Genomic DNA, 22,830 nt, shown 5'->3' on the forward strand with positions numbered 1-22,830 from the left:
GTACCTCGCTGCAAGAATGACCAAAACGCCTCCGGCACTGGACTGAGCCGTCCCTCCGTGTGCGTATTTGGTCAAGAGGCGCAGGCAAATCCTACGGCCCGAGAATGTGGTTTCATTCGCCTCTTCAGGCATATGGCGATCCTCGCCCACGATCCACCACGGGCGAGCAAGACGTGTCGAGGGAAGCTTTGCGCCTTATGGTAGGATTGTTCTATGTCTCGATCTGTCGTCTGTCCGCGGAACGCTAAGTCGACGGTTCTCAGGATCATTCATCGAGCCTTGCTCGCGATGATAGGTAGCCTCGTTGTCCTCCCGACTTCACGCGCTCAGGACAACGCGGCCTTAGCCAGCGACAGCGATTTCGAGCAGCGCATCCAGCGCGTTGTGAATGGCCTGCGGCCGGCTACTAGCGGCCGCCCGATGACGCTTGTTGACCGGATGAACGAACTGCACGTGCCTGGCGTCAGCATCGCTATCATTCACGCCGGCGCGATCCGGGCTCGCGGGTTCGGGCACGCTAGCATCGGTGGTCCGCCGGTCCTGCCTGAAACGTTGTTCCAGGCAGCGTCGATCAGCAAACCGGTTACTGCAGTGGCGGCGCTTGCACTAGCTCAGGCCGGGAAACTCAATCTTGATGGCGATGTCAATCTGTCCCTCAAAAACTGGAAGCTTCCGGCCAACTCCTTTAGCGCCCAATCCATGGTTACACTTCGAAGACTGCTGAATCACTCGGCTGGTGTAACGGTCCGCCGCTTTCCTGGGTACGCTGCGGACACACCAATTCCTTCACTCCGCAACATTCTCAACGGGGAGCCGCCGGCGAATACAGCACCTATTGTCGTCCATCACGAGCCCGGCGCACAGTTTGAGTATTCTAGCGGGGGCTATACCATTGTGCAGCAGATGCTCATCGACGTAAGCGGTAAGCCATTCCCAAACCTGCTTGAAGAAGTTGTCCTGAAGCCGCTCGGAATGACTCACAGTAGTTTCTTCCAGCCTCTCCCAAAAAATGACGCTCAAATTGCCGCAACACCTTATCAAGCAACGGGAGCGCCCGTGCCTGGAGGTCCACACACCTATCCCGAATTAGCCGCAGCGGGATTGTGGACGACACCTACCGACCTTGCGCACTTTGCGCTGGGTGTTCGGGATGCATGGACCGGTCGCGACACGTCCCTGTTGTCTCAGGCCACGGCGCTCCAAATGCTCACGCCCGGTTTTGGCGATTACGGGCTGGGCTTTGTTGTTCGCGGGCGTTCACCACATCAACGATTTCTGCACGAAGGCGACAATGCTGGTTTTCTCAGTTCGATGATCCTGTTTGAGAATGGAGATGGCGCTGTCGTCATGACGAACGGAGCTAACGGTGGCCAACTGGCCAGCGAGATCATGCACAGTATCGCATTGGAGTATGACTGGCCGGATGGCCGGCCCTAGCTTGGCTGCGCCTTCTAGGCAACCGACAAAGACGTCTCCGGCACAAATAGCGGCGTGGTCTCTCTGAAGTCGTCGATAGCCATTTGATCGATCCGAGCAAGGGTACAATCGATCAGAGATCAGCGCGGGCAGCAGGGCTCCTAATTGGTGTGCTCTACCTCGACCAGGCCGAAACGACGCCGCCTCTCAATGCGACTGAGCGCCGCTAACACATGATCACTGATGAGTGCGTCCATCAGCTTTTCGACCGTGGCGTTCGCGTCACGAGGACTATTTGGCACTAGGTAGGCGCTCAAAATCGCCCGCGCATCCAGAAAGGCGCCAAGCAGAACTTGCACGTCCGTTCGCTTCGGCACGATGGACCTAGCCTTATCTTCCACTGGACATTCAACGGCTACGCCATAGGGATCATTCTGGCATAGCCATTCGTTAGCAGTATCGTAAGAACCGAAGACTTTTACGATTCCCTTGGGCACGTTGACGTACAACCACACTGACTCAGTCATCGGGGAGCCTCGCGATATCTGAACTCCATGACCGTGAAATGGTCGCGCGCGTTGATCCGCGACAAAGCCGCATCAACTTCTTCGCTATCAATGAAATCGACTATTTGATCTAGGGCCCCTGCGGCCTCAAAAGTATTCACCGGATTGATGTCCTTGCTCAAGGCAACGCGCGCACGCCACAACGCATCCAAACAAATCCCGGCATCCGTTCTCTTCATGCTGCACCCCCAGCTAGCTACGGTGAGGCGAAGTGCGCTGCGTGAGATAGCTTCCTAAACACCGCTGAGTGGCTCCCCAATTTGGCGGCGGCCAAAGTCGACTTCACACGCTAGGAACTTCGCCGTTCTATAGCTGGTTCATTTCGCGTGACGTTGTTTGATCCGAATAGCCCAATGATTGCCTGTCCGACTGCCGGGCGTGGCCGATGGCCATAAATGTGATGGCCTATGGCACAGGCCGCCCCAAACAGATCGACTTCCGACGCGGCAAGTGCGGATATCGAAATTGTGCCGAGGTAAGTTACGTCCGAATTTGATCGGCTGGAAGTCGCGAAATTATTGCAAAGCTGCTCTTTTGAAGTTCTTGCGAGGTACTCTGTCCTCGCGCAGCGGTCGACTCCTTTGATTAGCGGAGGCGTTTCGGTAGACGCTGGGAAATGAATTATGGACTGTCGGGTAATCTGCCAAGCCACCCCGGATTTAGCTGTTTACGCAAATCGATCGCCGAACACGGATCGTGACGACGGACGGTTTTCGGCCCGAACTTGCGACAGAAGCTGAGCATTTCCATCCAGGGTTGTGAAAAGGCAGCGTCGTAGATTTGCAATTGCATTTGGCATGGCCAGCTCGGGGCTTCCACTGGCTCTAAGCTATATTCTGGCTGCGGTACTCTAGCCGCCTGACGAAACCATCGCCGCGTGCCTTCAGCCACCTTGATCGCGTCAGCACGCGCGCGATCGCATCGTGTTCGCCGCAACGTCATCAGTCTTCCGATCTCCCCGAGCCGATCGTCGATGGCCGGCTTTTGGGCCACCGGAAGTTGACCGTCCCGGCGGCTGTCAGCTATGCAAAAGAAATCTGCGCAGAGGCGGGATTTTTGGTGCGGCAGGTTTGGAATCTCTGAACGTTGGGGAGCTTTGGTTGAGTAGCCGGGAGTCGACATCGCCAGAACTAAGTCCAACCAAGAAGGCGATCTTTTACGTCATCATGTTCGTGTTCGTCCTTCTGTCGGTAGAAGGCATGGCGCAGCTTTGGCGCTATGTGCGTAACGCGCGGATTCCCGTTGCAACCGAGACGTTCCAGGTGCGCTCGTTTACACGGCTTGTAGACGACGCTCGCCACGTTACAGCAGTTCCGGATTCAACAAATCCGAATTATGGAAATGGCTGGGGAATTTCGACCGATGCATATGGCTTTCGCCGCGGCGCACAGCGGACCGAGCCAAATTGCCCCAACGTCGTGTTCATCGGGGATTCCGTTCCATTCGGGTATGGCGAGCCTGACAACGCATCGATGCCCAGTAAACTGTTCGAACGTTTGCAGAAGGCGAATGACGCTCGATGCGTCATCAATGCGGCAATTCCATCCTATTCGTTGTTCCAGGCCGTTGCGCGCTTCGAGCACGAGATCGCGGGCAAGTTCAATGTAAGCGCGCTCTACCTTCAATTTTTCGATCCTGCGACGCAGTTTTCGCGCCTCGGCGCGGACTGGCGTCCGGAAGTTGACTGGACGACCGAAGCAGTGCTGGTCAAGAAGAAGTGGCAGCCCATTGCTTCAGTTGAACTGATCCGTGATCAATTGCTGCGTTTGGACGTGATAACCCCAATTGACGAGCAATCGCTCAACCGGTACCGGCTCGAAATTCGGCAAGCGCTGGAGCGCTTACATGATCTGGCCGTCCGGGCCGGCGTGAAGCAGCTCATCGTTGCGCCGATCACCGTGCCATACAGCTCGTATCAGAGGTGGCCTCCAGCACTTCGTTCCGCGATCGATGCGGCGAACGATGAAACCAAGCAACTCTCCGTCAGGCACACGGACACAAGCTTTCTCGACACGATCGGGCTCTTGAGGAACTATCCGGAAGACGACGTGTTCGTCGACAAATGTTGTCACCTGACTGAACGAGGCAACGATTTGGTCGCTGAACAGGTACAGCGGCTTATTGCTTCCGAGCGTCGACAGTAACCGTTCAATCTGGTGGCAGGTCTAAATTGTAGCTCTGCTTTAGGCTTGGATCCTGGTCCTGCTTTCTCAGGACGCAGGTTCCGACCACCAGCATGTCGAGCTCGTTGCCCATGAAGCAGCGGAAGGCATCTTCCGGCGTGCAAACAATCGGTTCGCCACGCACGTTGAAGCTGGTGTTGACCAGAATTGGGCATCCCGTGAGGCTTTTGAAGCGGACCAGCAGACGATGAAAGAACGGATTTGTGTCGGCGCTGACCGTCTGGATGCGGGCGGAGTAGTCGACATGCGTCACGGCGGGGACGCTCGACCGCACGATATTCAGCTTGTCGATGCCGAAAAGTGCCTGCTCGTCTTCGCTCATTGCAAGACGTCGGTCGTTCCTGACGTCAGCGACGAAAAGCATGTAGGGGCTGTCGCTATCTAGTTCAAACCAGTCGGCGACGTCTTCGCGGGTCACCGCAGGTGCAAACGGCCGGAAGCTCTCGCGATATTTTACCTTGAGATTTAGGTTCTTCTGCATCGAAGCGGAGCGCGGATCGCCAAGGATCGATCGTGCTCCAAGCGAGCGCGGTCCGAACTCCATTCTGCCTTGGAACCATCCAACCGCGAGTTGGTCGGCGAGCGCTGCCGCGGTCGTCTCGATCATCGCTTCTTCGGTCAGGACGTCAAAGCGCGCACCAACGGCGCACAGCCGCTGCTCGACCTCGTCTTGCGAGAACTCAGGTCCCAGAAAAGCTCCCGACATACCGTCGCCAGCCACAACGCGACGCGGCTGTTGCTTGAATTGGTGATAAGCGGCCAGGGCAGCTCCAACTGCCCCTCCGGCGTCTCCGGCGGCGGGCTGAATCCACACGGAATCGAACTTGCCGTCACGCAACACCTTGCCGTTCGCGACGCAATTGAGCGCAACGCCCCCTGCAAGGCATAAATTGCGCGCGCCGGTTTGGCTGGCAAGGCTGCGGGTCAGACGGAGAACGACTTCCTCGAGGACTGACTGGATCGAGGCTGCGATATCCATGTGGAACGGGGTGAGCAACTGATCGGGTTCGCGGACAGGCTCGCCAAAAAGCTGAGCGAACCGTTCGTTGGTCATCGTCAGCCCGGTGCAATAGTCGAAATACGACATATCGAGGCGAAACGATCCATCGGCCTTCAGGTCTATCAGGGAGTCGAGAATGCGCTGAGCGTATTTTGGCTCGCCATAGGGCGCGAGCCCCATCAGCTTGTACTCGCCGGAATTGACCTTGAAGCCCGTGTAATAAGTGAAGGCAGAGTAGAGCAGGCCGAGCGAGTGCGGGAAATGGATCTCCTGAAAAATCTCCAGGCGGTTGCCATCGCCGTGCGCCGCGGAGGTCGTGGCCCATTCTCCAACGCCGTCCATCGTCAGGACCGCGGCCTTTTCAAACGGCGATGGAAAAAAGGCCGATGCCGCGTGGCTCAGATGGTGCTCGGCGAACAAGAGGCGATCGAGAGCGAACTCCGGGTCGAATTCAGCCAAATGCTTCCGTAGCAGGCTTTTTTGAAAGAGCTTCTCTTTCAACCAAAGCGGTAGCGCCATCTGGAAAGAGCGGAACCCGCTCGGCGCGAGTGCGACATAGGTTTCCAGAAGCCGCTCGAACTTGAGGAACGGCTTATCATAAAACACCACATGATCGATGTCGGATAGCTTTGCTCCCGATATCTCCAGGCAAGACGCTATTGCGTGCTGCGGAAACGCGGCGTCATGCTTTTTCCGTGTGAAACGTTCCTCCTGTGCGGCCGCAACGACACGGCCGTCATCGACAAGTGCTGCTGCACTGTCATGGTAGAAAGCCGAGATGCCGAGGATCCGCATTCCTAGAACAGGGTATAGATGAAGGGAGCGACGACCGACCCCTTGGCCAGGATGGCCAGGCCACCGAATATGACCATCATGACCAGGATTGGCAGCAGCCACAATTTCTTCCGGACGCGGAGAAAGCGCCAGATCTCGGAGACGAAGTCGAGCATTAGAATTGATCTCGCATGCTTTCGGGCGCGGGACCGGGCGTCCGGCGAATCCAGTAGCTCTCCGCGCCCGCGTCGCGGTTCAGGCGCAGCGGGTCCTTGCCGCGCAAGCGCATCACCAGGCCGGTAGGCAGGATCGCACCAAAAAAGATGAGCCCCATCACAATCGGGTTCACGATCTTATGCAGAAGCAAGCCGAGCTTCATCCAGGCACGATTGAGTGGATGCAGCATCGCCGGACGAACGATTGCGAAAAGTGCGAACACTGCGGACAAAGCCGAGGTCCATGGCCACAAGTGGCCGGAGTGCCAGACGTTGAGAAGGCTGACGACCGCGAGAGCAGCGGCCATCACCCATCCAAAAGACCGATCAGAGCCAACAACGAGTTTCTCCTTTTGGGAGAGAGGTTCGTGAGTGGTTTGTCTCACCGCTTGATCCGAGCCCATCTTTAGGTATCAGAAATCGTCTGAATACCGCAAAAGTAGCCCATTCCATAGAAGGATGTGTCGAGTCAATCCAACAATGGCGGGCGGTACAGCGCCTATTACGGGAGCTCTCGGCAATGTCCATGGTAACGTGGAGGTTTGCCGGTCTCGGCAAAGCGGCGTCACGGTCGCGAGCTGAGGGCGGGCAGCGCGACCACGTCGGAATAATCGCATTTGCGCAGCTGTTTTGCCCGACGCGTCAATCGGCCTTTTCGGGATGCGCAGGGTGGGGCGCGTAGGGTCTTGATCCGACACGCGCGGGTCACGCTGGCCTAGTAGGGATACCATTGACCGCGATAGCCGCTGCCGGCGAAGGCATGGCGCGGGTTTATACCGCAATAGGCGTTCGTACCCGATGCGGTTGCCATGCACTGCTCGTAGGTTGCGAATTGGCAGTTGCCGGGGTAGCCCCATATCCGCCCCTGCAAGCAGTAGAGATCAGCTGGGCCGCTCTGGGGAATGTAGCCTTGGCGATATTGCCGTGCGGTCGTAGGCGAGATCGAACCAGCCGATACCAGAATTGAGCCAGCTGATACAATCGCGAGAAGCAGGCGAGTGATGTTCATATTCACCTCCTGATTTGGTCTCGCCAATCGAATTTGAGTGGCGCCTTCGGACAATGTCCACAGTGTCGCAGCTCGCGTCCCGTTGCAGAATGTCTCCGGTTCTTGGTCCAACCGGTGCCATTGCGAGAAACAGGCACACGCGCTTGTCTTCCCGGACGACCAATATGAGCTAGCGGTCGCGCTTGACTTCGCAAGTCCAGTCCGGCCCTGAAAAGACCTGCCCGCCGGCGATCGCCAGGCACCGGTCAGGCGAGAGGCGGAAAGGCAAGCGCCGCAACGCGAGGCGGGCAACTCCGTGGCGGATTTTCCGAAGTCGGCAGAATGCCACTGTTTTGCCCGACGAGTCAAACGGCTTTCCGCGGCGGATGAGAAAAAGCGTTGTGCCAGCTCGACTTAGCTACTGTGCATGGGGTTGTTTTCGATATTTGTCTGAGCGCCCTGCCGGCAAGGCGGATGGCTTCGAGTCCAACTCGGTTTGTCACCACTAAAGTCCTGAATAAGCGGACATTTCGGTTTGGCCGGGCCCCCCGGTGGGGGTGAGGGGGCGGAACTCTTTCCTCACCGTCGCGTTGTCTCGCCATGACTGAAGACCTTTCCTACCGACGCAAACCCCTGACCCCTGAACAGCGCCAGGCGCGCGATGCGGCGCGCCGGATCGAGGCCGAAAAGGCCATGCGCGATCATGAAGAGGCGCAGAAGGCGTTTTACGCCAACAAGGAGCGGCTCAAGGCCGAACGTCTTGCGCGCGAGGCCGCCGCCGCGAAGGCCTGACGGATCCCACGCGTCGCGCCGAAATGGCTCTCGATGAGATCTTGCGGCCGGTGCCGGCGCCAGTGCCGGCCATCGCCCCGTGCTGCGCTCAAAGCGAGCTCGAGCGCCTCGCTTGCCTCGGCTGCGATGCGGCAATCATTCGCGACATCGAGCAACCGGCTGCGCGCGAGGTCCAGGGTGGAGAGGGCCGCCTGCCAAGGGCATATCCGGTCAAGCCGTCGAAACTCCCGCAAGGTCGCTGTTCAAGCGTCAGCGCTCGATCTTCCCGCCATGCAGGGAGAGGCTTGACGGCGTTTGGCTTCCGCCGGAAGCTTCAGATGATCCCGAACTGACGTGAACCCACGGAGACGATTGCTCCCAGCCAGTTTCGATCCTCTTGACGCGAAAACGAGATGGAGCTGACCATGACCACGTTCGACAAGCGCGAGCAGGGCTTTGAAGCCAAATTCGCCCACGACGAGGAGCTCATGTTCAAGGCCGCTGCGCGGTCCAACAAGCTGCTCGGGCTGTGGGCCGCAGGCCAGCTCGGGCTCAGCGGCGATGCGGCTTCGAATTATGCGACGGCGCTGGTGACGGACAGTCTGGGGAGCCAGACGATCGACGAGGTCGTGAACAAGGTCTCGGGCGATCTCGCCGCCAGAGGCGTGGCGCGCGAGCAGGTCGCGGCCAAGCTTCAGGAGTGCCTGCACCAGGCGCTCGCGCAGCTCGAAGCAGACAAGCAATAGGCCCGGCCTTTGCGCCTCACTCGGCGTGCCTGCGCATGCCGGAATCGCTGAGCTTGTCGACATAGGCGATGCCGAGCGCCGAGACGATGAAGGTGATGTGGATCAGCACCTGCCACATCACGCCGGTCTCGGTGAAGCCGGCGCGGCTGGAGCCGAGATTGCCGGCCTCGATGAAGGTGCGCAGCAGTGCGATCGAGGAAATGCCGATGATGGCCATGGCGAGCTTGATCTTCAGGACGCTCGCATTGACGTGGCCAAGCCATTCCGGCTCGTCGGGATGGCCCTGGAGGTCGAGCCGCGAGACGAAGGTCTCGTAGCCGCCGACGATCACCATCACCAGCAGGTTGGAGATCATCACGACGTCGATGAGCGCGAGCACGCTCATCATGATCTGCTGCTCGGTGAGGTCGAGCGCGTGCCAGGACAGATGCCAGAGCTCCTTCAGGAACAGCGCGATGTAGACGCACTGCGCCACGATCAGTCCGAGATAGAGCGGCAGTTGCAGCCAGCGCGAGCCGAAGATGATCATCGGCAGGATGCCGAGACGCGGCGCGGGCAGGGAATGTGGGCCAGTGTTGGGCTCAGGCTCAACCGACATTCAGGCAGTATCCTTGCGAGCGAAATGACCTTGCATTCATGTACCCCGGCAAGATGGCCGGTGGAAGACGCGAGGCCGGGGCTGCCGTTCGCGGACCGTGACGTCTCGTGTTACCCTGCCGGCGGCCGCAGTACAGGCGATCTGGATCGGGAGGGCGGGCGTGTCCTGGAATGGATTTGGCAAGGCAGTGGGCGGGATTGTGCTCGCGGCCGCGGTCCTGGTTGGCGCCGGCGCCACGGACGTTGCGGCAACGCCGCTGACGCCGTTTCGCTACGAGGCGCAGGCGCAGCGCCATTGCCCGCACGACCAGGTGGTCTGGCTCGATTTCCGCAAGGGCGTCTACTACGGCAAGGGCCAGAAGCGCTACGGCCAGGGTTTCGACGGCAGCTTCGTGTGCCGGAGCGAGGCCCGCGACAGCTTCTATCGCCGCTCGCTGCTCGGCCTGCGCTGAGCGGCGCGTGATTCGGATGTTCGGCCGACGCCGGTTATTTCTGGTTCGGCAGCTTCACCGGCACGTGCGGGGAGGAGCTAACGGTTCGGGGGCTGCCGTCGGGGTAAATGCGGTCGCCGCGGATCAGAGATTCCAGAACAAGAAAAAATTTCTCTGCAAGCATTTGCGTCACCCTCGTTGGTGATGGCCTCTTGAAATTAAGTCGAGGCGCCGCGCGTAGGAATTCAATCAACTAAACGGGAGAGGGGCTATGGCGGGCAGCAGCTGCATGCTGCGTCGCGGCGTAATCGTGGTCGGAAAAAGCGAAACTGCGATCGCGCTCAGCCGAAGGCGAGGGCCACAAGGCTCGAGCAGAGAAGGACCAAGCCACCGGCTGTCAGCACCAAGAAGCTATCCGATACCAGATCATGGTTGCGCATGGGACACCTGCCACTCTCGTTTTCGATGCTCGGTCGGATTGATTAAAAATGTCCGAACGTGCCGCCCTTGAAAGAGGTGATGCTTGCCGACCGCGCGAGTGCCTCAGGCCCTCGTGCGGTAACCTTCAAACGCATGGGCCAGGAAGATCCCCGCGCTTACCAGACCCATCAGTGCCGAAACCGTCTCGATCATCGTTAAATTCCAATCCGCCCCTGCCAGCCGAGAAGACGCGGGCGGCCTTGCACAGTCAAAAGAATTCCAGGGCGGCGCGCGACAATGGGGGTGGAGTGAGGTTTTGGCGCAACAGCATGTCCAGCCGTGGCACAGCAAAGGGCGCCTGCGGTCCGTAGATCAACGGGGAGAAGCGAACGCCCCGTTTACCATTCCGCTGTGATCGCCGCGGGCTCCCCATTTCCGCCGTGTTCGGGTTGCGTTATCCTTACTGCTCCGACGCGGTGGTGGGCCGCTTCGGATTTGAAGGACCGGACAGCGCTCCCCCGTAGCCAAAGCGGGTTGGGTACGCCTCCGGCGAAGTGGTATTTGGGGCACATGGGGATCCGACGGTCAGATTCGGTTTTGCGGGCCGCGCGCGGTGTTGCGGCAGTCGCAACCTGCCTCGCGCTCGCCAATTGCGCCTCGTCCAACAAGTTCGCCAGCCGCGTCGATCCGAAATACGGCGTGTCCTCGAGCCCGCGCGTCGTGGCCTGGGGCGACCCGGTCCCGAAGGGCGGCGGCACCTACCGCGTCGGCAAGCCCTATGTCGTGGCGGGCAAGACCTACGTGCCGGAGGAGGACGTCAACTACCGTGCCGAAGGCATGGCGTCCTGGTACGGCGATGATTTCCACGGCCGCCTGACCGCCAACGGCGAAGTGTTCGACATGGGCTCGCTGACAGCGGCGCATCCGACGCTGCCGATGCCGTCCTATGCGCGGGTCACCAACATGTCGAACGGCAAGTCGCTGATCGTCCGCGTCAACGACCGCGGTCCCTATCACGGCAACCGGCTCATCGACGTCTCGAACAAGGCTGCCGAACTGCTTGAATTCAAAGGCAATGGCGTCGCCAAGGTCCGCGTCGAATATGTCGGCCGGGCACCGCTCGAAGGCTCCGACGACCGCCAGCTGATCGCGACCTTGCGGACCGGCATTCCGGCGCCGTCGCCGTCCATGGTGCGGGTCGCGTCCGCTAGGCCATTCGTGCCGGAATTGCCGTCATCGAGCCGCGGCGCCATTCGCGGCGAGGTCCCGATGCCGGAGGGGCGGCCCTACAATCTCGGCAACACCTCCGCCGACATGGCCTCGCTCAATGCGACCTCGGAGATGTCGGCCTCGAGCCGCAGCCGGGGCCGGGCGCTCCAGAACGCGCGCGCGGTGTCCTATGACGAGAACGGCCGCTATGCGACCGAGAGCGCTGCCAATACCTCGGACGGCGCTGCCGAGGCCCGCAGCATCCTGAGCGGCCGCGGCCTCTACTGAGCCGCGCTCTCCTTCAAGAACTTCACCAGCGCGGCGTTGACCTCGTCGGGGCGCTCCTGCTGCACCCAGTGCCCGGCGCCGTCGATGATCAATTTGCGCTGGAGGTTGGGCAGCACGCGCTCGAGCTCGTTGATGCGCTTGGCGCCGATCAGGCCGGTGATGACGGCGTCCGTCGAGCCGGCAATGAAGAGCGAGGGCTGGCGGATCTGCGCATCCTGCCAGGGCGCCGTCAGCTCCCAATTGCGGTCGAGGTTGCGATACCAGTTCAGCCCGCCGCGGAAGCCCGACTTGCGGAAGCTCTCGGTGAAGGTGGCGAGATCCGCCTCGCTGAGCCAGTCCGGCAGCGGCTCCTCGCTGGTCGCGTGGCCTAGAAAGCCCTTGCCCTCCTGCACGAACATCGCGGCGCTGGGATCGGCAAGGCCGCGGCCGCCGAGGACGATGCGCATGGTGCGGGCGACGTCGAGCTCGAACTCGGCCTCGGCGACGCCGGGCGTCTGGAAATACTGCCAGTAGAAATTGGTGATGCCGCCTTGGCGCAACAGATCGAGCGGCCTGCCGCGGCCGCGGAACGGCGGCGGCACGCTCAGGCCCGCCACCGCCGTGAAGATCTCAGGCCGGAACAGCGCCGCATGCCAGGCGACCGGCGCACCCCAGTCGTGGCCGACCACCATCGCCTTGGTCGCGCCCAGCGCCTGCACGAGGCCGACGACGTCGCCGACCAGGTCGAGGATGGAATAGGCGTCGATCTCGGCCGGCGCCGCGCTCTGGCCGTATCCGCGCATGTCGGGGGCGACGACGTGAAACCCGGCGGCTGCCAGCGCCGGGATCTGGTGGCGCCAGGAATAGGAGAGCTCCGGCCAGCCATGACACAGCACCACCAGCGGTCCCTGGCCGGCTTCGCGGATGAAGAGGTCGATGCCGTTGGCCTTGATCACGCGGGTGGAGGACATCGCTTTTCCGCCTTGTTTCAGGGGTTTGGTCGTCAAACATGAGGTGCCACGATAGGGGCGTGGCGCGAATCGTGCAAACTCGGGTGCCGGCACCCAGCCGCGTGTTGTTCGCGCCGGTTCCAACTGTTAGAACGCCGCTCTCAGGGCTTGGCCATGGCATTTCGTCTCATTCCGCTCCGTCGCAGCCGGTGCACCACCGGAGCGCTGGCGCGTGGGCTGATCGCGACAGTTTTGGCGGCGAGCGTCGGCTGGGGCGGGATTCTCCACGCCGCCAACCAGAGCGTGCAGGGCGCCAAGAAGACGGAAGAGGCCGGCTTCGACGGCGATGCGCCGACCGCGATCCTGATCGAAGCCTCCAGCGGCAGCGTGCTGTTCGAGAAGAATGCCGACGAGCTGCGCGCGCCCTCCAGCATGATGAAGCTGATGACGGCGGAAGTCGTCTTCAACGCGATCAAGAAGGGCGACGTGAAGCTGACCGACGATTATCGGATCAGCGAGAATGCCTGGCGCAAGGGCGGGGCGCCCTCGGGCGGCTCGACCATGTTCGCCGCGATCAACAGCAAGGTCTCGGTCGACGATCTCCTGCATGGAGCGATCATCCAGAGCGGCAACGATGCCTGCATCGCGCTCGCCGAAGGCATCGCCGGCAACGAGAAGATCTTTGCCGCCGACTTCATGACCAAGCGCGCCCGCGAGCTCGGCATGACCAGATCGACTTTCGGCAACTCCAACGGTCTGCCCGACCCCGGCAACAAGATGACCGTGCGCGAGCTCGGCATCCTCGCCCGCCACATCATTCTCGACTTCCCCGAATTCTACAAACTGTTCGGCGAGAAGGAGTTCACCTGGAACAAGATTCGGCAGCCCAACCGCAATCCGCTGCTCAATTCGATGGAAGGCGCCGACGGCCTCAAGACCGGCTACACCAAGGAAGGCGGCTACGGCATGGTCGGCTCGGCCGTGCAGAACGGCACGCGGCTGATCGTCGTCGTCAACGGGCTCGAAGACCCCGAGGATCGCGCCACCGAAGCCAAGAAGATGCTGGAATGGGGCTTTCGCAATTTCGAGACGCGGACATTGATCGCGGCCGACCAGCCGGTCGGCTACGCCAAAGTATTCGGCGGCGAGAGCCGCTCGGTGAAGCTGGTGGCCAAGACGCCCGTCAAGGTGATGGTGCACAAGAACGGCAGCGACAAGCTGATCGCGCGCATCGTCTATAGCGGCCCGGTGCGCGCGCCGGTGCAGGAAGGCCAGCAGGTCGGCGTGGTCAAGGTCTGGCGCAGCGGCAACATCGCGGTGGAGACGCCGGTCTATGCGGCGGAGGCGATCGGCACCGGCTCGACGATGCGGCGCGCGATCGACGGCGCCAGCGAGCTGGTGATCGGCATGTTCCGCGCAGGCGCCGAGAAGCTCTGATCATGAGTGAGAGCGCGGTCAAGCGGCCGTCCGGACGGGGACGCTTCATCACCTTTGAAGGCGGCGAGGGGACGGGCAAGTCGACCCAGATCAAGAAGCTCGCCGACCGCCTCAAGGCGGCGAGGATGCGGATCCTCGTCACGCGCGAGCCGGGCGGCTCGCCGGGCGCCGAGATCATGCGCCATCTGGTGCTGTCGGGCATGGGCAAGCTGCTCGGGCCCGAGGCCGAGACGCTGCTGTTCGCGGCCGCGCGCGACGACCATGTCCGCACCCTGATCGAGCCCGCGCTCAACCAGGGCGCTTGGGTGCTGTGCGATCGCTTCGCCGACTCGACACGCGCCTATCAGGGCAGTCTCGGCCGCGTTCCGGCCGGGCTGATCAACGCGATGGAGCGGGTCACGATCGGCGATCTCAAACCGGACCTCACCATCATCCTCGATTTGCCGGTCGAGATCGGCCTCGAGCGCGCCGCCGCGCGGCGCGGCAGCGGCACGCCTGACAGGTTCGAGGGCGAGAAGCTCGCTTTCCATCAAGCCCTGCGCGAGGCCTATCGCAAGATCGCCGCGGACGAGCCCGGACGCTGCGTGCTGATCGACGCTAATTCCGACCTCGACACGGTCGCTGGAAGAGTCTGGGCCGCAGTCCGCGACCGCCTCCTTCCCACGCCGGCTTCGGTGATCTCAGCATGAGTCCGCGCCAGGCCGAGCGCGAGACGGCCATCCCGCATCCGCGCGAGACATCGAGGCTGTTCGGCCATCGCGAGGCCGAAAGCGCATTGCTGACGGCCTATCGCAGCGGTCGCATCCCGCACGCCTGGCTGATCGGCGGGCCGCAGGGGATCGGCAAGGCGACGCTAGCCTATCGCATGGCGCGCTTCGTGCTTGCGCACGGCCAGCCGCTGGCGTCTTCCGTGCAGCGCGCCGAGGATCTCGCGATCGATCCTGATGACCCCGTGGCGCGGCAGGTCGCCGCGAGCTCGCATGGCGGCCTGTTGACGCTGGAGCGCACCGCCAACGACCGCGGCGTGATGCGCACCGTGATCACCGTCGACGAGACGCGCGAGACCATCGGCTTTTTCGGCTCCACCGCGGCCGCCGAAGGCTGGCGCGTCTGCATCGTCGACACCGTCGACGAGCTCAATCCGAATGCGGCCAACGCGCTGCTGAAAATCCTGGAGGAGCCGCCGCAGCAATCGCTGTTCCTGCTGGTGAGTCACGCGCCGGCGCGCGTGCTTGCCACGATCCAGTCGCGGTGCCGCAAGCTGCGTCTGCGGCCGCTCGCCACCGATGACGTGATCGGCGCGGCAGCTCTCGCGGCTGACCTCGATGCGAACGATCCGGCGCTGCGCGAGGCGGCGGAGGCTTCGGAGGGCGGTGTTGCGCGCGCGCTGACACTGCTCGGTGGTGACGCGCTCAAACTCCAGCAGCGCACGGCGGCACTGCTTGCGCGTCTGCCCCAGGTCGATCCGCGCGAATTGCACGCGCTCGGTGATTCCCTCGGCACCAGCGACCGTGTCGCGCTCGCGGCCTTCATCGACGGCATCGATCGCTGGATCGCGGAACGCCTGCATGCGGACGAGGCCAGTGCCAACCAGAACCTGCCGCGCCTTGCGCGCCTAGCTGAGGTATGGGAAAAGATCGTCCGCGCCGCGCGCGACACCGAAACCTACAATCTGGAGCGCAAGCCCTTGGTTTTCTCGGTGTTCGGCTGGCTGGCGGACGCAACGCGCTAGAGCATGATCCGGAAAAGTGCGGAGCGGTTTTCCGAAAGGATCATGCTCAAAACAATAACCGAACGCAGGTTCGTTTCCAGATTTTGAGAAGCCGGTAAAGGAATTCGTCGTGGCAACGCGAGCTAAGAAAACTGCCAAGGGCAAGAGCAGCAAGAAGACTGCGAAGAAAGCCACGAAGAAGGCTGCGAAGGCGCTTGCGCGCAAAGGCGCCCGGAAGGTCAAGAAGACCAAGAAGGCTGCCGCCAAAAAGGGTGTGAAGAAGACGGCGAAGAAGGCCGGAAAGAAAGCTGCGAAGAAGCAGGCCGTCGCAAAGAAGGCAGTGAAGAAGGCTGCCAAAAAACCGGCCAAGTCTCCGGCGACGAACAAGGCTCCGGCAAAGAAGGTGGCCAAGAAGGCGGCGGTGACTGCGCCCGTCGCGACCGCCGCACCGGCTCCCGTCGCCACGCCGCCGAAGGCTGTGAAGCCGAAGGTGTCGAAGCCCAAGGTATCGAAGCCTGAGGTATCGAAGCCTGAGGCACCGCCTGCGCCGAAGCCCGTTGCCGTTCCGCAAGCTGCCGCGCCCGCAGTCGCTGCTGCGCGCGATAACGTCTTCTACATCACGACCGCGATCGCCTATCCCAATGGCCAGCCGCATATCGGCCACGCCTATGAGGCGATAGCCACCGACGTGCTGGCGCGCTTTGCCCGGCTCGACGGCAAGGACGTGTTCTTCCTGACCGGCACCGACGAGCACGGCCTGAAGATGGTCCAAACCGCGCAGAACGAAGGCCTGACACCGGCCGCGCTCGCGACCCGCAACGCCGGCCGGTTCAAGGAAATGGACGAGCGGCTGAACGTGTCGTTCGACCGCTTCATTCGCACCACCGAGGAGCAGCACCATCGCTCGACCCAGGAGATCTGGCGGCGCATGGAAGCGAACGGCGACATCTATGCCGATACCTATGCCGGCTGGTACTCCGTGCGCGACGAGGCCTATTACGCCGAGGACGAGACGCGCCTGAACGACGACGGCGTGCGGCTCGGGCCGCAGGGCACGCCGGTCGAGTGGGTCGAGGAGAAGAGCTATTTCTTCCGCCTGTCCGCCTATCAGGACAAGCTTCTGAAGCTCTACACGGACAATCCTGATTTCATCGGCCCGGATGCGCGTCGCAACGAGGTGATGAGCTTCGTCAGGAGCGGTCTGCGCGACCTCTCGATCTCGCGCACGACGTTCGACTGGGGCGTCAAGGTGCCCGGCGACGAAGAGCACGTGATGTATGTCTGGGTCGATGCGCTGACCAACTACATCACCGGCGTCGGCTTCCCCGACGAGAGCGACAAGAACTGGCGCTATTGGCCGGCGGACGTGCACATCATCGGCAAGGACATCATCCGCTTCCACGCGGTGTACTGGCCGGCATTCCTGATGTCGGCCGGCATTCCCGTGCAGAAGCGGGTCTATGCCCACGGCTTCCTGTTCAACAGGGGCGAGAAAATGTCGAAGTCGGTCGGCAACGTGGTCGACCCCTTCAATCTCGCCGACCAATATGGCGTCGATCAGATGCGCTATTTCTTCCTGCGCGAGGTGCCGTTCGGACAGGACGGCAACTACAACCATGAGGCCATCGTCGCGCGCATCAACGCCGATCTCGCCAACGATCTCGGCAACCTTGCGCAGCGCTCGCTGTCGATGATCGCCAAGCAACTCGGCGGCGTGCTGCCTGAGCCCGGCGAGTTCAGTGACAACGACAAGGCAATTCTGGCGTTGGCCGACGGCATGGTCGCCGCATCACGTGAGGCGATGGCGACGCAGCAGATCCATCAATGGCTCAACGCGGTGTGGGCGGTGGTCGCGGAAGCCAACCGCTATTTCGCGGGCGAGGCGCCGTGGGCGCTCGCCAAGACCGATCCTGCGCGGCAGAAGACGGTGCTCTATGTCACCGCCGAAGTCGTGCGCCAGATCGCGATCCTGGCCCAGCCGGCGATGCCGACCGCGTCCAGCCTGTTGCTCGACAGCCTCGGCATCCCCGCTGGTGAGCGCGATTTTGCGATGCTCGGCGGCGACAAGCGGATCGCGCCTGGCTCGACGCTGCCCGCGCCGACGCCGGCCTTCCCGCGCTACATCGAGCCGGCGGCGTAAGGCGTTCATTCGATGTTGGTCGACAGCCACTGCCATCTGGATTTTCCCGACTTTGCAGAAGATCTCGACGGGATCGTGTCGCGTGCGCGTGCGGCCGGAATCGGCCGCATGGTCACGATCTCGACGCGGGTGAAAAAGCTTGACCAGCTTCTCGCCATCGCCGAGCGGTTCGACGACGTCTACTGCTCGGTCGGCACACACCCGCACAACGCGGATGAAGAGGACGGCATCACGCCGGACGAGCTGATCGCGCTGACGCAGCATCCCAGGGTCGTCGCGCTCGGCGAGGCCGGGCTCGACTATTTCTACGACAACGGCTCGCCCGAGGCGCAGGCGAGGGGCTTTCGTGCCCACATCGCCGCGGCTCGCACGACCGGCCTGCCTCTGGTGATCCATACACGCGAGGCGGATGAGGATTGCGCCCGCATCTTGGAAGAGGAGGCGGCCAAGGGATCGTTTGGCGCCGTGCTGCATTGTTACACCGGCGGGCGTGATCTGGCGCTGAAGGCGGTGTCGCTCGGGCTTTATATCGGCTTCACGGGCATCCTGACCTTCAAGAAGTCGGAGGCCCTGCGCGCGCTCGCGGCCGAACTGCCGTCGGACCGTATTCTGGTTGAAACAGACTCGCCCTATCTTGCGCCCGGCAAGTTCCGGGGCAAACGCAACGAGCCGGCCTATGTGGTCGAGGTCGCCAAGGTGCTCGCCGAGACGCGCGGCGTGTCGCTCGAGGAGATCTCGCGCCAGACCACCGACAATTTCTTCCGCCTGTTCTCCAAGGTGAAAGCGTAAGATTGGGAGCCGCATGACGCTGACGCTGACGATCCTGGGTTGCGGCTCCTCCGCCGGCGTGCCGCGCCCGGCACTCGGCTGGGGTGCTTGCGATCCCAACAATCCCAAGAACCGTCGCCGCCGCTGCTCACTGATGGTCGAGCAGGCCGGCGAGCACGGCACTACGCGGATCGTCATCGACACCTCGCCTGACCTGCGCGAACAGCTCATCGACGCCAATGTCGATCACATCGATGCGGTCTTCCTGACCCACGAGCATGCCGACCAGACCCACGGCATGGACGATCTGCGCTCGGTCGTGCTCCATATGCGCAAGCGCATTCCGACCTATTTCAATCAGTCGACCGCGAAAGACATCATGGCGCGGTTCTCCTATTGCTTCATCTCGCCGGAGGGCAGCGACTATCCGCCGATCCTGACGCGGCATTCCATCGAGGCCGGCGAGAGCCAGACCATCTTGGGGAAGGGCGGCGCGGTGAAGATGACGGCCTTCCTGGTGCAGCACGGCCAGATCCCCGCGCTCGGCTATCGCATCGGCAACGCGGCCTATACGCCTGACCTCAACGACATCCCGCGCGAGAGCTGGGGGGCGCTGGAGAACCTCGATCTCTGGATCGTCGACGGATTGCGCTACATCACCCATTCCAGTCATTTCAGCATCAATGACGCGCTGTCCTGGATCGAACGCTTCAAGCCGAAGCGCGCCGTCATCACCAACATGACCGCCGATGTCGATTACGAGGTCATCAGGCAATCGCTGCCCGCGGGCGTCGTGCCGGCCTATGACGGGATGCGGTTGGAGACGCACTAAAGGCAGCGGGTCGGATGTAGCTCCTGACGCGCATGTCCGGCGCGGGCAGGATCACCAGACGTAGCGCAGAACGGCCCTGCCGGTGTAGGAGCGCACGAGGCTCGACAGCTCGCTGTCGACATTCGCCGACGCGGACCAGCCCTTCATGTCTCGCAGCTCGAGCGAGACGCCAGACAATGCCGAGTTCGGCGCGACTGCAAATGCCGTGGTGCCCGCGATCAAGCCCTGGGAAGAGACGGCCTGGAAGACCGCCGGCATCGATCGAGCCGCGCTGAAATCGTGCGCCCAGGCGAGACGGCCGCGCAGATCGAGCAGGCCGCCGGCGACGACGAACGACGTGCTCGCGCGCAGGCCGAGCTCGCTGCGAGTGTCGGTGAAGCTGTCGCTTCCGGATGAGGTCGCCGAGCCGTCAACCATGTAAGCCGACTGGTTGGCATTGGCGGCAAGGCGGAACATGGTGAACTGACCGGCCGCGTAAGGCGTGATGCCGAGCCATGGCGTCGCGAAGCGATAGCCGCTCTCGATGCGGCCCGAATAGGCGTTGGCGTTGGTGGCTGCGCTGGCCTGATCGGTGCCCGCCGGCGTCACCTGATAATCGCCCGTGATGGCCTGCCAGCCATAGGCGAGCGCAGTCGCGACATAGGCCGATCCAACCGAATGCCTGACGAAGGTGCCGGCCTGGAACAGATCGGAGCGGCCGCTCGAGAAATTATTGACGAAGCCGGTGCCGCCGCCGGCGAGTGCAAAGCCCATCCGCGTCTGCGGCGAGAGAGAATAATCGGCGCCGACCACCGTGCCGAAACTGCGGCTGGCCGAGCCGCTGCCAGCGGTCGACACTTGTGAGCCGCCGAAGCCGGCAGCCCAGACACTCCAGTGCGGCGCCGAGAGCGAGGGCTTGCCGTAGGTCGCTGCATAGGCCTCGCGTCCGATGCCGCCATGCGTGCGGTCGTTTCCGATCTCGGCGTAGGCGGCGAGCTCTGCGTCCAGTTCGGCAGGGCCAATCCCGCGCCCGTCAATGGCGGGATCGAGCAGGGTCTGCGTGAACTGGGTCATCGCAAGGAACGTCGCCTGGGCCGTCTCGGTTTGCGCAGCGTTGCCGTTGGAACCGGCACGAAACACCTGCAGCATGCCGAAGCGCGCAGTGGAAACGCCCGCCGGATCAGCGCTGCCGACGTAGTTCGGCGGCATCCCGCCGCCGCCATTACCGTTGCCGAGAGGCGCGCCGCCGCCCCCCGATATCAGCTGCGGGCCACCGTACATGGCGCCACCCATGTACATGGGACCGCTCATATACATGGGGCCGCCCATACCGACGCCAGCATTGCTGACGATGTTGAAATTGACGACGTTCGCCGGCCCGTTCGGGCCCGAGCCAAAATTCTCGGTCGCCCCGAAGGCGCCGAACTCGCGCATGACCTGTGCGTCAGCCGCGCGCGGCAGCAGCAGTCCAGCCGTCAATAGCAGCAGCGCCAGACGCGCACGCACGTCGATGCTCACGACACCAGCCGCATGAAGCGCCCCAACCGCGCCGGTCGCCGGCCGCGCAGCCCGCGCGGCGAATCATGTGGAAGCAGCGAATCCGACTGGAGCGAAACGTAAATGCGTCTCTAACGTTTTCCAATCTTTTCCTGACGTGTCGCGATGTCTTCAAACGTACACAGTCGGTTTCGCGACAACACGCAATCGTCACGCGAACGCAGCTTTATTTCCGAATGTTTCTGCGCGGGGACGGCCTCAGGCCGAGATCGCCTTCGCCGAGCCGACTTCGTTGCGCAGCAGGAATTTCTGGATCTTGCCGGTGGAGGTTTTCGGGATCGGTCCGAACACGACGGCCTTCGGCGTCTTGAAGCCGCTCATTTGCGTGCGGCAGAACGCGATGATGTCGGCTTCGGTCGCGCTCGCGCCGTCCTTCAGCTCGATGAAGGCGCACGGTACCTCACCCCATTTCGGATCGGGCTTGGCGACCACGGCGGCGAACAGCACGGCAGGGTGCTTGTAGAGGACGTCCTCGACCTCGACGGACGAAACATTCTCGCCGCCGGAGATGATGATGTCCTTCGAGCGGTCCTTGATGGTGACGTAGCCGTGCTCGTCGAGCACGCCGAGATCGCCGGTGTGAAACCAGCCGCCCTCGAATGCTTCCTGGGTCGCCTTCTCGTTCTTCAGGTAACCCTTCATCACGATGTTACCGCGGAACATGACCTCGCCGATGGTCTCGCCGTCGCGCGGCACCTCCTGCATCGTCTGCGGATCGATGACGGTGACAGCTTCCTCGAGCGGGTAGGGCACGCCCTGCCGTCGCTTCATGCGTGCGCGCTCGGCGGCGGGAAGCTCGTCCCAGCCGGGCTGCTCGGCGCAGACGGAGGCGGGGCCGTAGACCTCGGTCAGGCCGTAGACATGCGTCAGCTTGATGCCGATGTTTTCGGCGCCTTCCAGCACCGCGACCGGCGGCGCAGCACCGGCGATCAGGCCGACGACGCGGCGCGCGGCATTGCCGGTTGACGTTTCCCTGGGCGCATCGGGTGCGTTGATCAGCGTGTTGTAGACGATCGGCGCACCGCACATGTGGGTGACGCCGTGCTGCCTGATCAGCTCGAAGATTTTCGTCGGCTCGACCTTGCGCAGGCAGACATTGATGCCGGCGGCCGCCGCGATGGTCCAGGGAAAGCACCAGCCGTTGCAGTGGAACATCGGCAGCGTCCAGAGATAGACCGGATGCTGGCCGAGATTGCCGGCGAGGATGTTGCTGACGGCGTTGAGATAGGCGCCGCGATGATGGGTGACGACGCCTTTGGGATTGCCGGTCGTGCCCGAGGTGTAGCTCAGCGCGATCGCATTCCATTCGTCGCTCGGCGTGATCGCCGTGAAGTTCGGATCGCCTTGCGCGACGGCAGCCTCGTACTCGATTTCGCCGATGCGCTTGCCGCCCTTGAAGGCGGCATCATCGACGTCGATCACGAGCGGCTTCGGTCCGCTCATTTGCGCCAGCGCATCGGTGATCACGCCGGAAAATTCGGGATCGACCAGGATGATCCTGGCGCCGCCATGATCGAGCTGGAACGCGATCGAGGGCGCATCGAGGCGGATGTTGAGCGCGTTGAGCACGGCGCCGGTCATCGGCACGGCAAAGTGCGCCTCGTTCATCGCCGGGATGTTCGGCAGCATCGCCGCGACGGTGTCGCCGACGCCGATGCCCTTGCCGGCGAGATATGAGGCAAAGCGCTTGCAGCGCTCAAAGGTCTGCGCCCAGGTGAAGCTGCGGCCCTCATAGACCGTGCTGACGTGATCGGGATAGACCGCGGCGCTGCGCGCGAGGAAGCTGAGCGGGCTCAGCGGCACGTAGTTGGCGGGGGTCTTGTCGAGGCCGATATCGTACTGGTTCTGCCGCTCGCTCATCGACACCTCCTCA

General features: G+C 62.5%; 22 protein-coding genes. 12 read left to right on the plus strand and 10 right to left on the minus strand.

Translation table 11 applies throughout. The features are described 5' to 3' along the window. Positions 1 to 288: 288 nt before the first annotated feature. Entirely contained in the window at positions 289 to 1,437 is a 1,149-nt protein-coding gene (locus tag BRAGE_RS48675) for a serine hydrolase domain-containing protein (RefSeq protein ID WP_051377887.1), read from the plus strand. Positions 1,438 to 1,577: 140 nt separating this feature from the next. On the opposite strand, the gene BRAGE_RS48680 is transcribed toward BRAGE_RS48675, so the two are convergent. After that, positions 1,578 to 1,943: a hypothetical protein gene (locus BRAGE_RS48680; protein ID WP_027558100.1), complete on the minus strand. Its 366-nt coding sequence runs from the start codon at positions 1,941 to 1,943 to the stop codon at positions 1,578 to 1,580. Then, entirely contained in the window at positions 1,940 to 2,161 is a 222-nt protein-coding gene (locus BRAGE_RS0115365; RefSeq protein ID WP_027558099.1) for a hypothetical protein, read from the minus strand. The genes BRAGE_RS48680 and BRAGE_RS0115365 overlap by 4 nt, the downstream gene beginning before the upstream one ends. A 987-nt stretch (positions 2,162 to 3,148) precedes the next feature. Here BRAGE_RS0115365 and BRAGE_RS0115370 point away from each other — a divergent pair. Then, positions 3,149 to 4,126, plus strand: coding sequence for an SGNH/GDSL hydrolase family protein (locus BRAGE_RS0115370; protein WP_141263139.1), 978 nt, complete (start codon positions 3,149 to 3,151; stop codon positions 4,124 to 4,126). Between the two features lie 4 nt (positions 4,127 to 4,130). On the opposite strand, the gene BRAGE_RS0115375 is transcribed toward BRAGE_RS0115370, so the two are convergent. The 4 genes from BRAGE_RS0115375 to BRAGE_RS48685 form a co-directional block, all read right to left on the minus strand. Then, positions 4,131 to 5,960 carry a carbamoyltransferase family protein gene (locus tag BRAGE_RS0115375; RefSeq protein ID WP_027558097.1) on the minus strand — a complete coding sequence of 610 codons (1,830 nt, stop codon included), beginning with the start codon at positions 5,958 to 5,960 and terminating at the stop codon, positions 4,131 to 4,133. A 2-nt stretch (positions 5,961 to 5,962) separates the two neighbouring features. Next, positions 5,963 to 6,115: a DUF5989 family protein gene (locus BRAGE_RS55855; protein ID WP_092217276.1), complete on the minus strand. Its 153-nt coding sequence runs from the start codon at positions 6,113 to 6,115 to the stop codon at positions 5,963 to 5,965. Then, positions 6,115 to 6,558 carry an SxtJ family membrane protein gene (locus BRAGE_RS0115385; RefSeq protein WP_035729744.1) on the minus strand — a complete coding sequence of 148 codons (444 nt, stop codon included), beginning with the start codon at positions 6,556 to 6,558 and terminating at the stop codon, positions 6,115 to 6,117. Before BRAGE_RS0115385 ends, BRAGE_RS55855 begins: the two co-directional genes overlap by 1 nt. Positions 6,559 to 6,869: 311 nt before the next feature. Continuing rightward, positions 6,870 to 7,157 (minus strand): DUF3551 domain-containing protein, encoded by a 288-nt coding sequence (locus tag BRAGE_RS48685; protein WP_035731236.1) that lies wholly within the window; start codon positions 7,155 to 7,157, stop codon positions 6,870 to 6,872. A gap of 585 nt (positions 7,158 to 7,742) precedes the next feature. Between BRAGE_RS48685 and BRAGE_RS0115390 the strand changes: the two genes are divergently transcribed. Continuing rightward, complete coding sequence (locus BRAGE_RS0115390; protein WP_027558095.1) at positions 7,743 to 7,934, plus strand: hypothetical protein; 192 nt, start codon at positions 7,743 to 7,745, stop codon at positions 7,932 to 7,934. A gap of 404 nt (positions 7,935 to 8,338) precedes the next feature. After that, positions 8,339 to 8,659 carry a DUF1476 domain-containing protein gene (locus BRAGE_RS0115395; RefSeq protein WP_027558094.1) on the plus strand — a complete coding sequence of 107 codons (321 nt, stop codon included), beginning with the start codon at positions 8,339 to 8,341 and terminating at the stop codon, positions 8,657 to 8,659. Positions 8,660 to 8,675: 16 nt separating this feature from the next. Here BRAGE_RS0115395 and BRAGE_RS0115400 read toward each other — a convergent pair whose 3' ends face one another. Then, a complete protein-coding gene (locus tag BRAGE_RS0115400) occupies positions 8,676 to 9,257 on the minus strand; it encodes a TIGR00645 family protein (protein ID WP_027558093.1) in 582 nt (193 codons plus the stop codon). Positions 9,258 to 9,417: 160 nt separating this feature from the next. Between BRAGE_RS0115400 and BRAGE_RS0115405 the strand changes: the two genes are divergently transcribed. Both BRAGE_RS0115405 and BRAGE_RS0115420 read left to right on the plus strand, forming a co-directional pair. Further along, positions 9,418 to 9,708 (plus strand): hypothetical protein, encoded by a 291-nt coding sequence (locus BRAGE_RS0115405; protein WP_027558092.1) that lies wholly within the window; start codon positions 9,418 to 9,420, stop codon positions 9,706 to 9,708. A 969-nt stretch (positions 9,709 to 10,677) separates the two neighbouring features. Next, positions 10,678 to 11,604: a septal ring lytic transglycosylase RlpA family protein gene (locus BRAGE_RS0115420; RefSeq protein ID WP_051377889.1), complete on the plus strand. Its 927-nt coding sequence runs from the start codon at positions 10,678 to 10,680 to the stop codon at positions 11,602 to 11,604. Here BRAGE_RS0115420 and BRAGE_RS0115425 read toward each other — a convergent pair. After that, positions 11,598 to 12,554 carry an alpha/beta fold hydrolase gene (locus BRAGE_RS0115425; protein ID WP_027558090.1) on the minus strand — a complete coding sequence of 319 codons (957 nt, stop codon included), beginning with the start codon at positions 12,552 to 12,554 and terminating at the stop codon, positions 11,598 to 11,600. The two genes, BRAGE_RS0115420 and BRAGE_RS0115425, sit on opposite strands and share 7 nt — an antisense overlap. 153 nt (positions 12,555 to 12,707) lie before the next feature. On the opposite strand from BRAGE_RS0115425, the gene BRAGE_RS0115430 reads away from it, so the two are divergent. The 6 genes from BRAGE_RS0115430 to BRAGE_RS0115455 all read left to right on the plus strand — a co-directional run bounded on the left by BRAGE_RS0115430 (position 12,708) and on the right by BRAGE_RS0115455 (position 19,421). Further along, on the plus strand, positions 12,708 to 13,970 hold the full coding sequence (locus BRAGE_RS0115430) for a D-alanyl-D-alanine carboxypeptidase family protein (RefSeq protein WP_027558089.1): 1,263 nt from the start codon (positions 12,708 to 12,710) through the stop codon (positions 13,968 to 13,970). Between the two features lie 2 nt (positions 13,971 to 13,972). Next, positions 13,973 to 14,659 (plus strand): dTMP kinase, encoded by a 687-nt coding sequence (tmk, locus tag BRAGE_RS0115435; RefSeq protein WP_027558088.1) that lies wholly within the window; start codon positions 13,973 to 13,975, stop codon positions 14,657 to 14,659. Beyond that, positions 14,656 to 15,702 (plus strand): DNA polymerase III subunit delta', encoded by a 1,047-nt coding sequence (locus BRAGE_RS0115440; RefSeq protein ID WP_027558087.1) that lies wholly within the window; start codon positions 14,656 to 14,658, stop codon positions 15,700 to 15,702. The genes tmk and BRAGE_RS0115440 overlap by 4 nt, the downstream gene beginning before the upstream one ends. Before the next feature lie 109 nt (positions 15,703 to 15,811). Then, entirely contained in the window at positions 15,812 to 17,821 is a 2,010-nt protein-coding gene (metG, locus tag BRAGE_RS0115445; RefSeq protein WP_084334145.1) for a methionine--tRNA ligase, read from the plus strand. Positions 17,822 to 17,833: 12 nt separating this feature from the next. Continuing rightward, entirely contained in the window at positions 17,834 to 18,610 is a 777-nt protein-coding gene (locus BRAGE_RS0115450) for a TatD family hydrolase (protein ID WP_027558085.1), read from the plus strand. 13 nt (positions 18,611 to 18,623) lie between these two features. Then, on the plus strand, positions 18,624 to 19,421 hold the full coding sequence (locus BRAGE_RS0115455; protein WP_027558084.1) for an MBL fold metallo-hydrolase: 798 nt from the start codon (positions 18,624 to 18,626) through the stop codon (positions 19,419 to 19,421). A gap of 51 nt (positions 19,422 to 19,472) precedes the next feature. Here BRAGE_RS0115455 and BRAGE_RS48690 read toward each other — a convergent pair whose 3' ends face one another. Both BRAGE_RS48690 and BRAGE_RS0115465 read right to left on the minus strand, forming a co-directional pair. Continuing rightward, on the minus strand, positions 19,473 to 20,918 hold the full coding sequence (locus tag BRAGE_RS48690; protein ID WP_051377891.1) for an autotransporter outer membrane beta-barrel domain-containing protein: 1,446 nt from the start codon (positions 20,916 to 20,918) through the stop codon (positions 19,473 to 19,475). A gap of 237 nt (positions 20,919 to 21,155) precedes the next feature. Next, positions 21,156 to 22,817, minus strand: coding sequence for an acyl-CoA synthetase (locus BRAGE_RS0115465; protein WP_027558083.1), 1,662 nt, complete (start codon positions 22,815 to 22,817; stop codon positions 21,156 to 21,158). Between the last annotated feature and the right edge of the window lie 13 nt (positions 22,818 to 22,830).

It is taken from the genome of Bradyrhizobium genosp. SA-4 str. CB756, assembly GCF_000473125.1.
In the GTDB taxonomy this organism is placed as follows: domain Bacteria; phylum Pseudomonadota; class Alphaproteobacteria; order Rhizobiales; family Xanthobacteraceae; genus Bradyrhizobium; species Bradyrhizobium arachidis.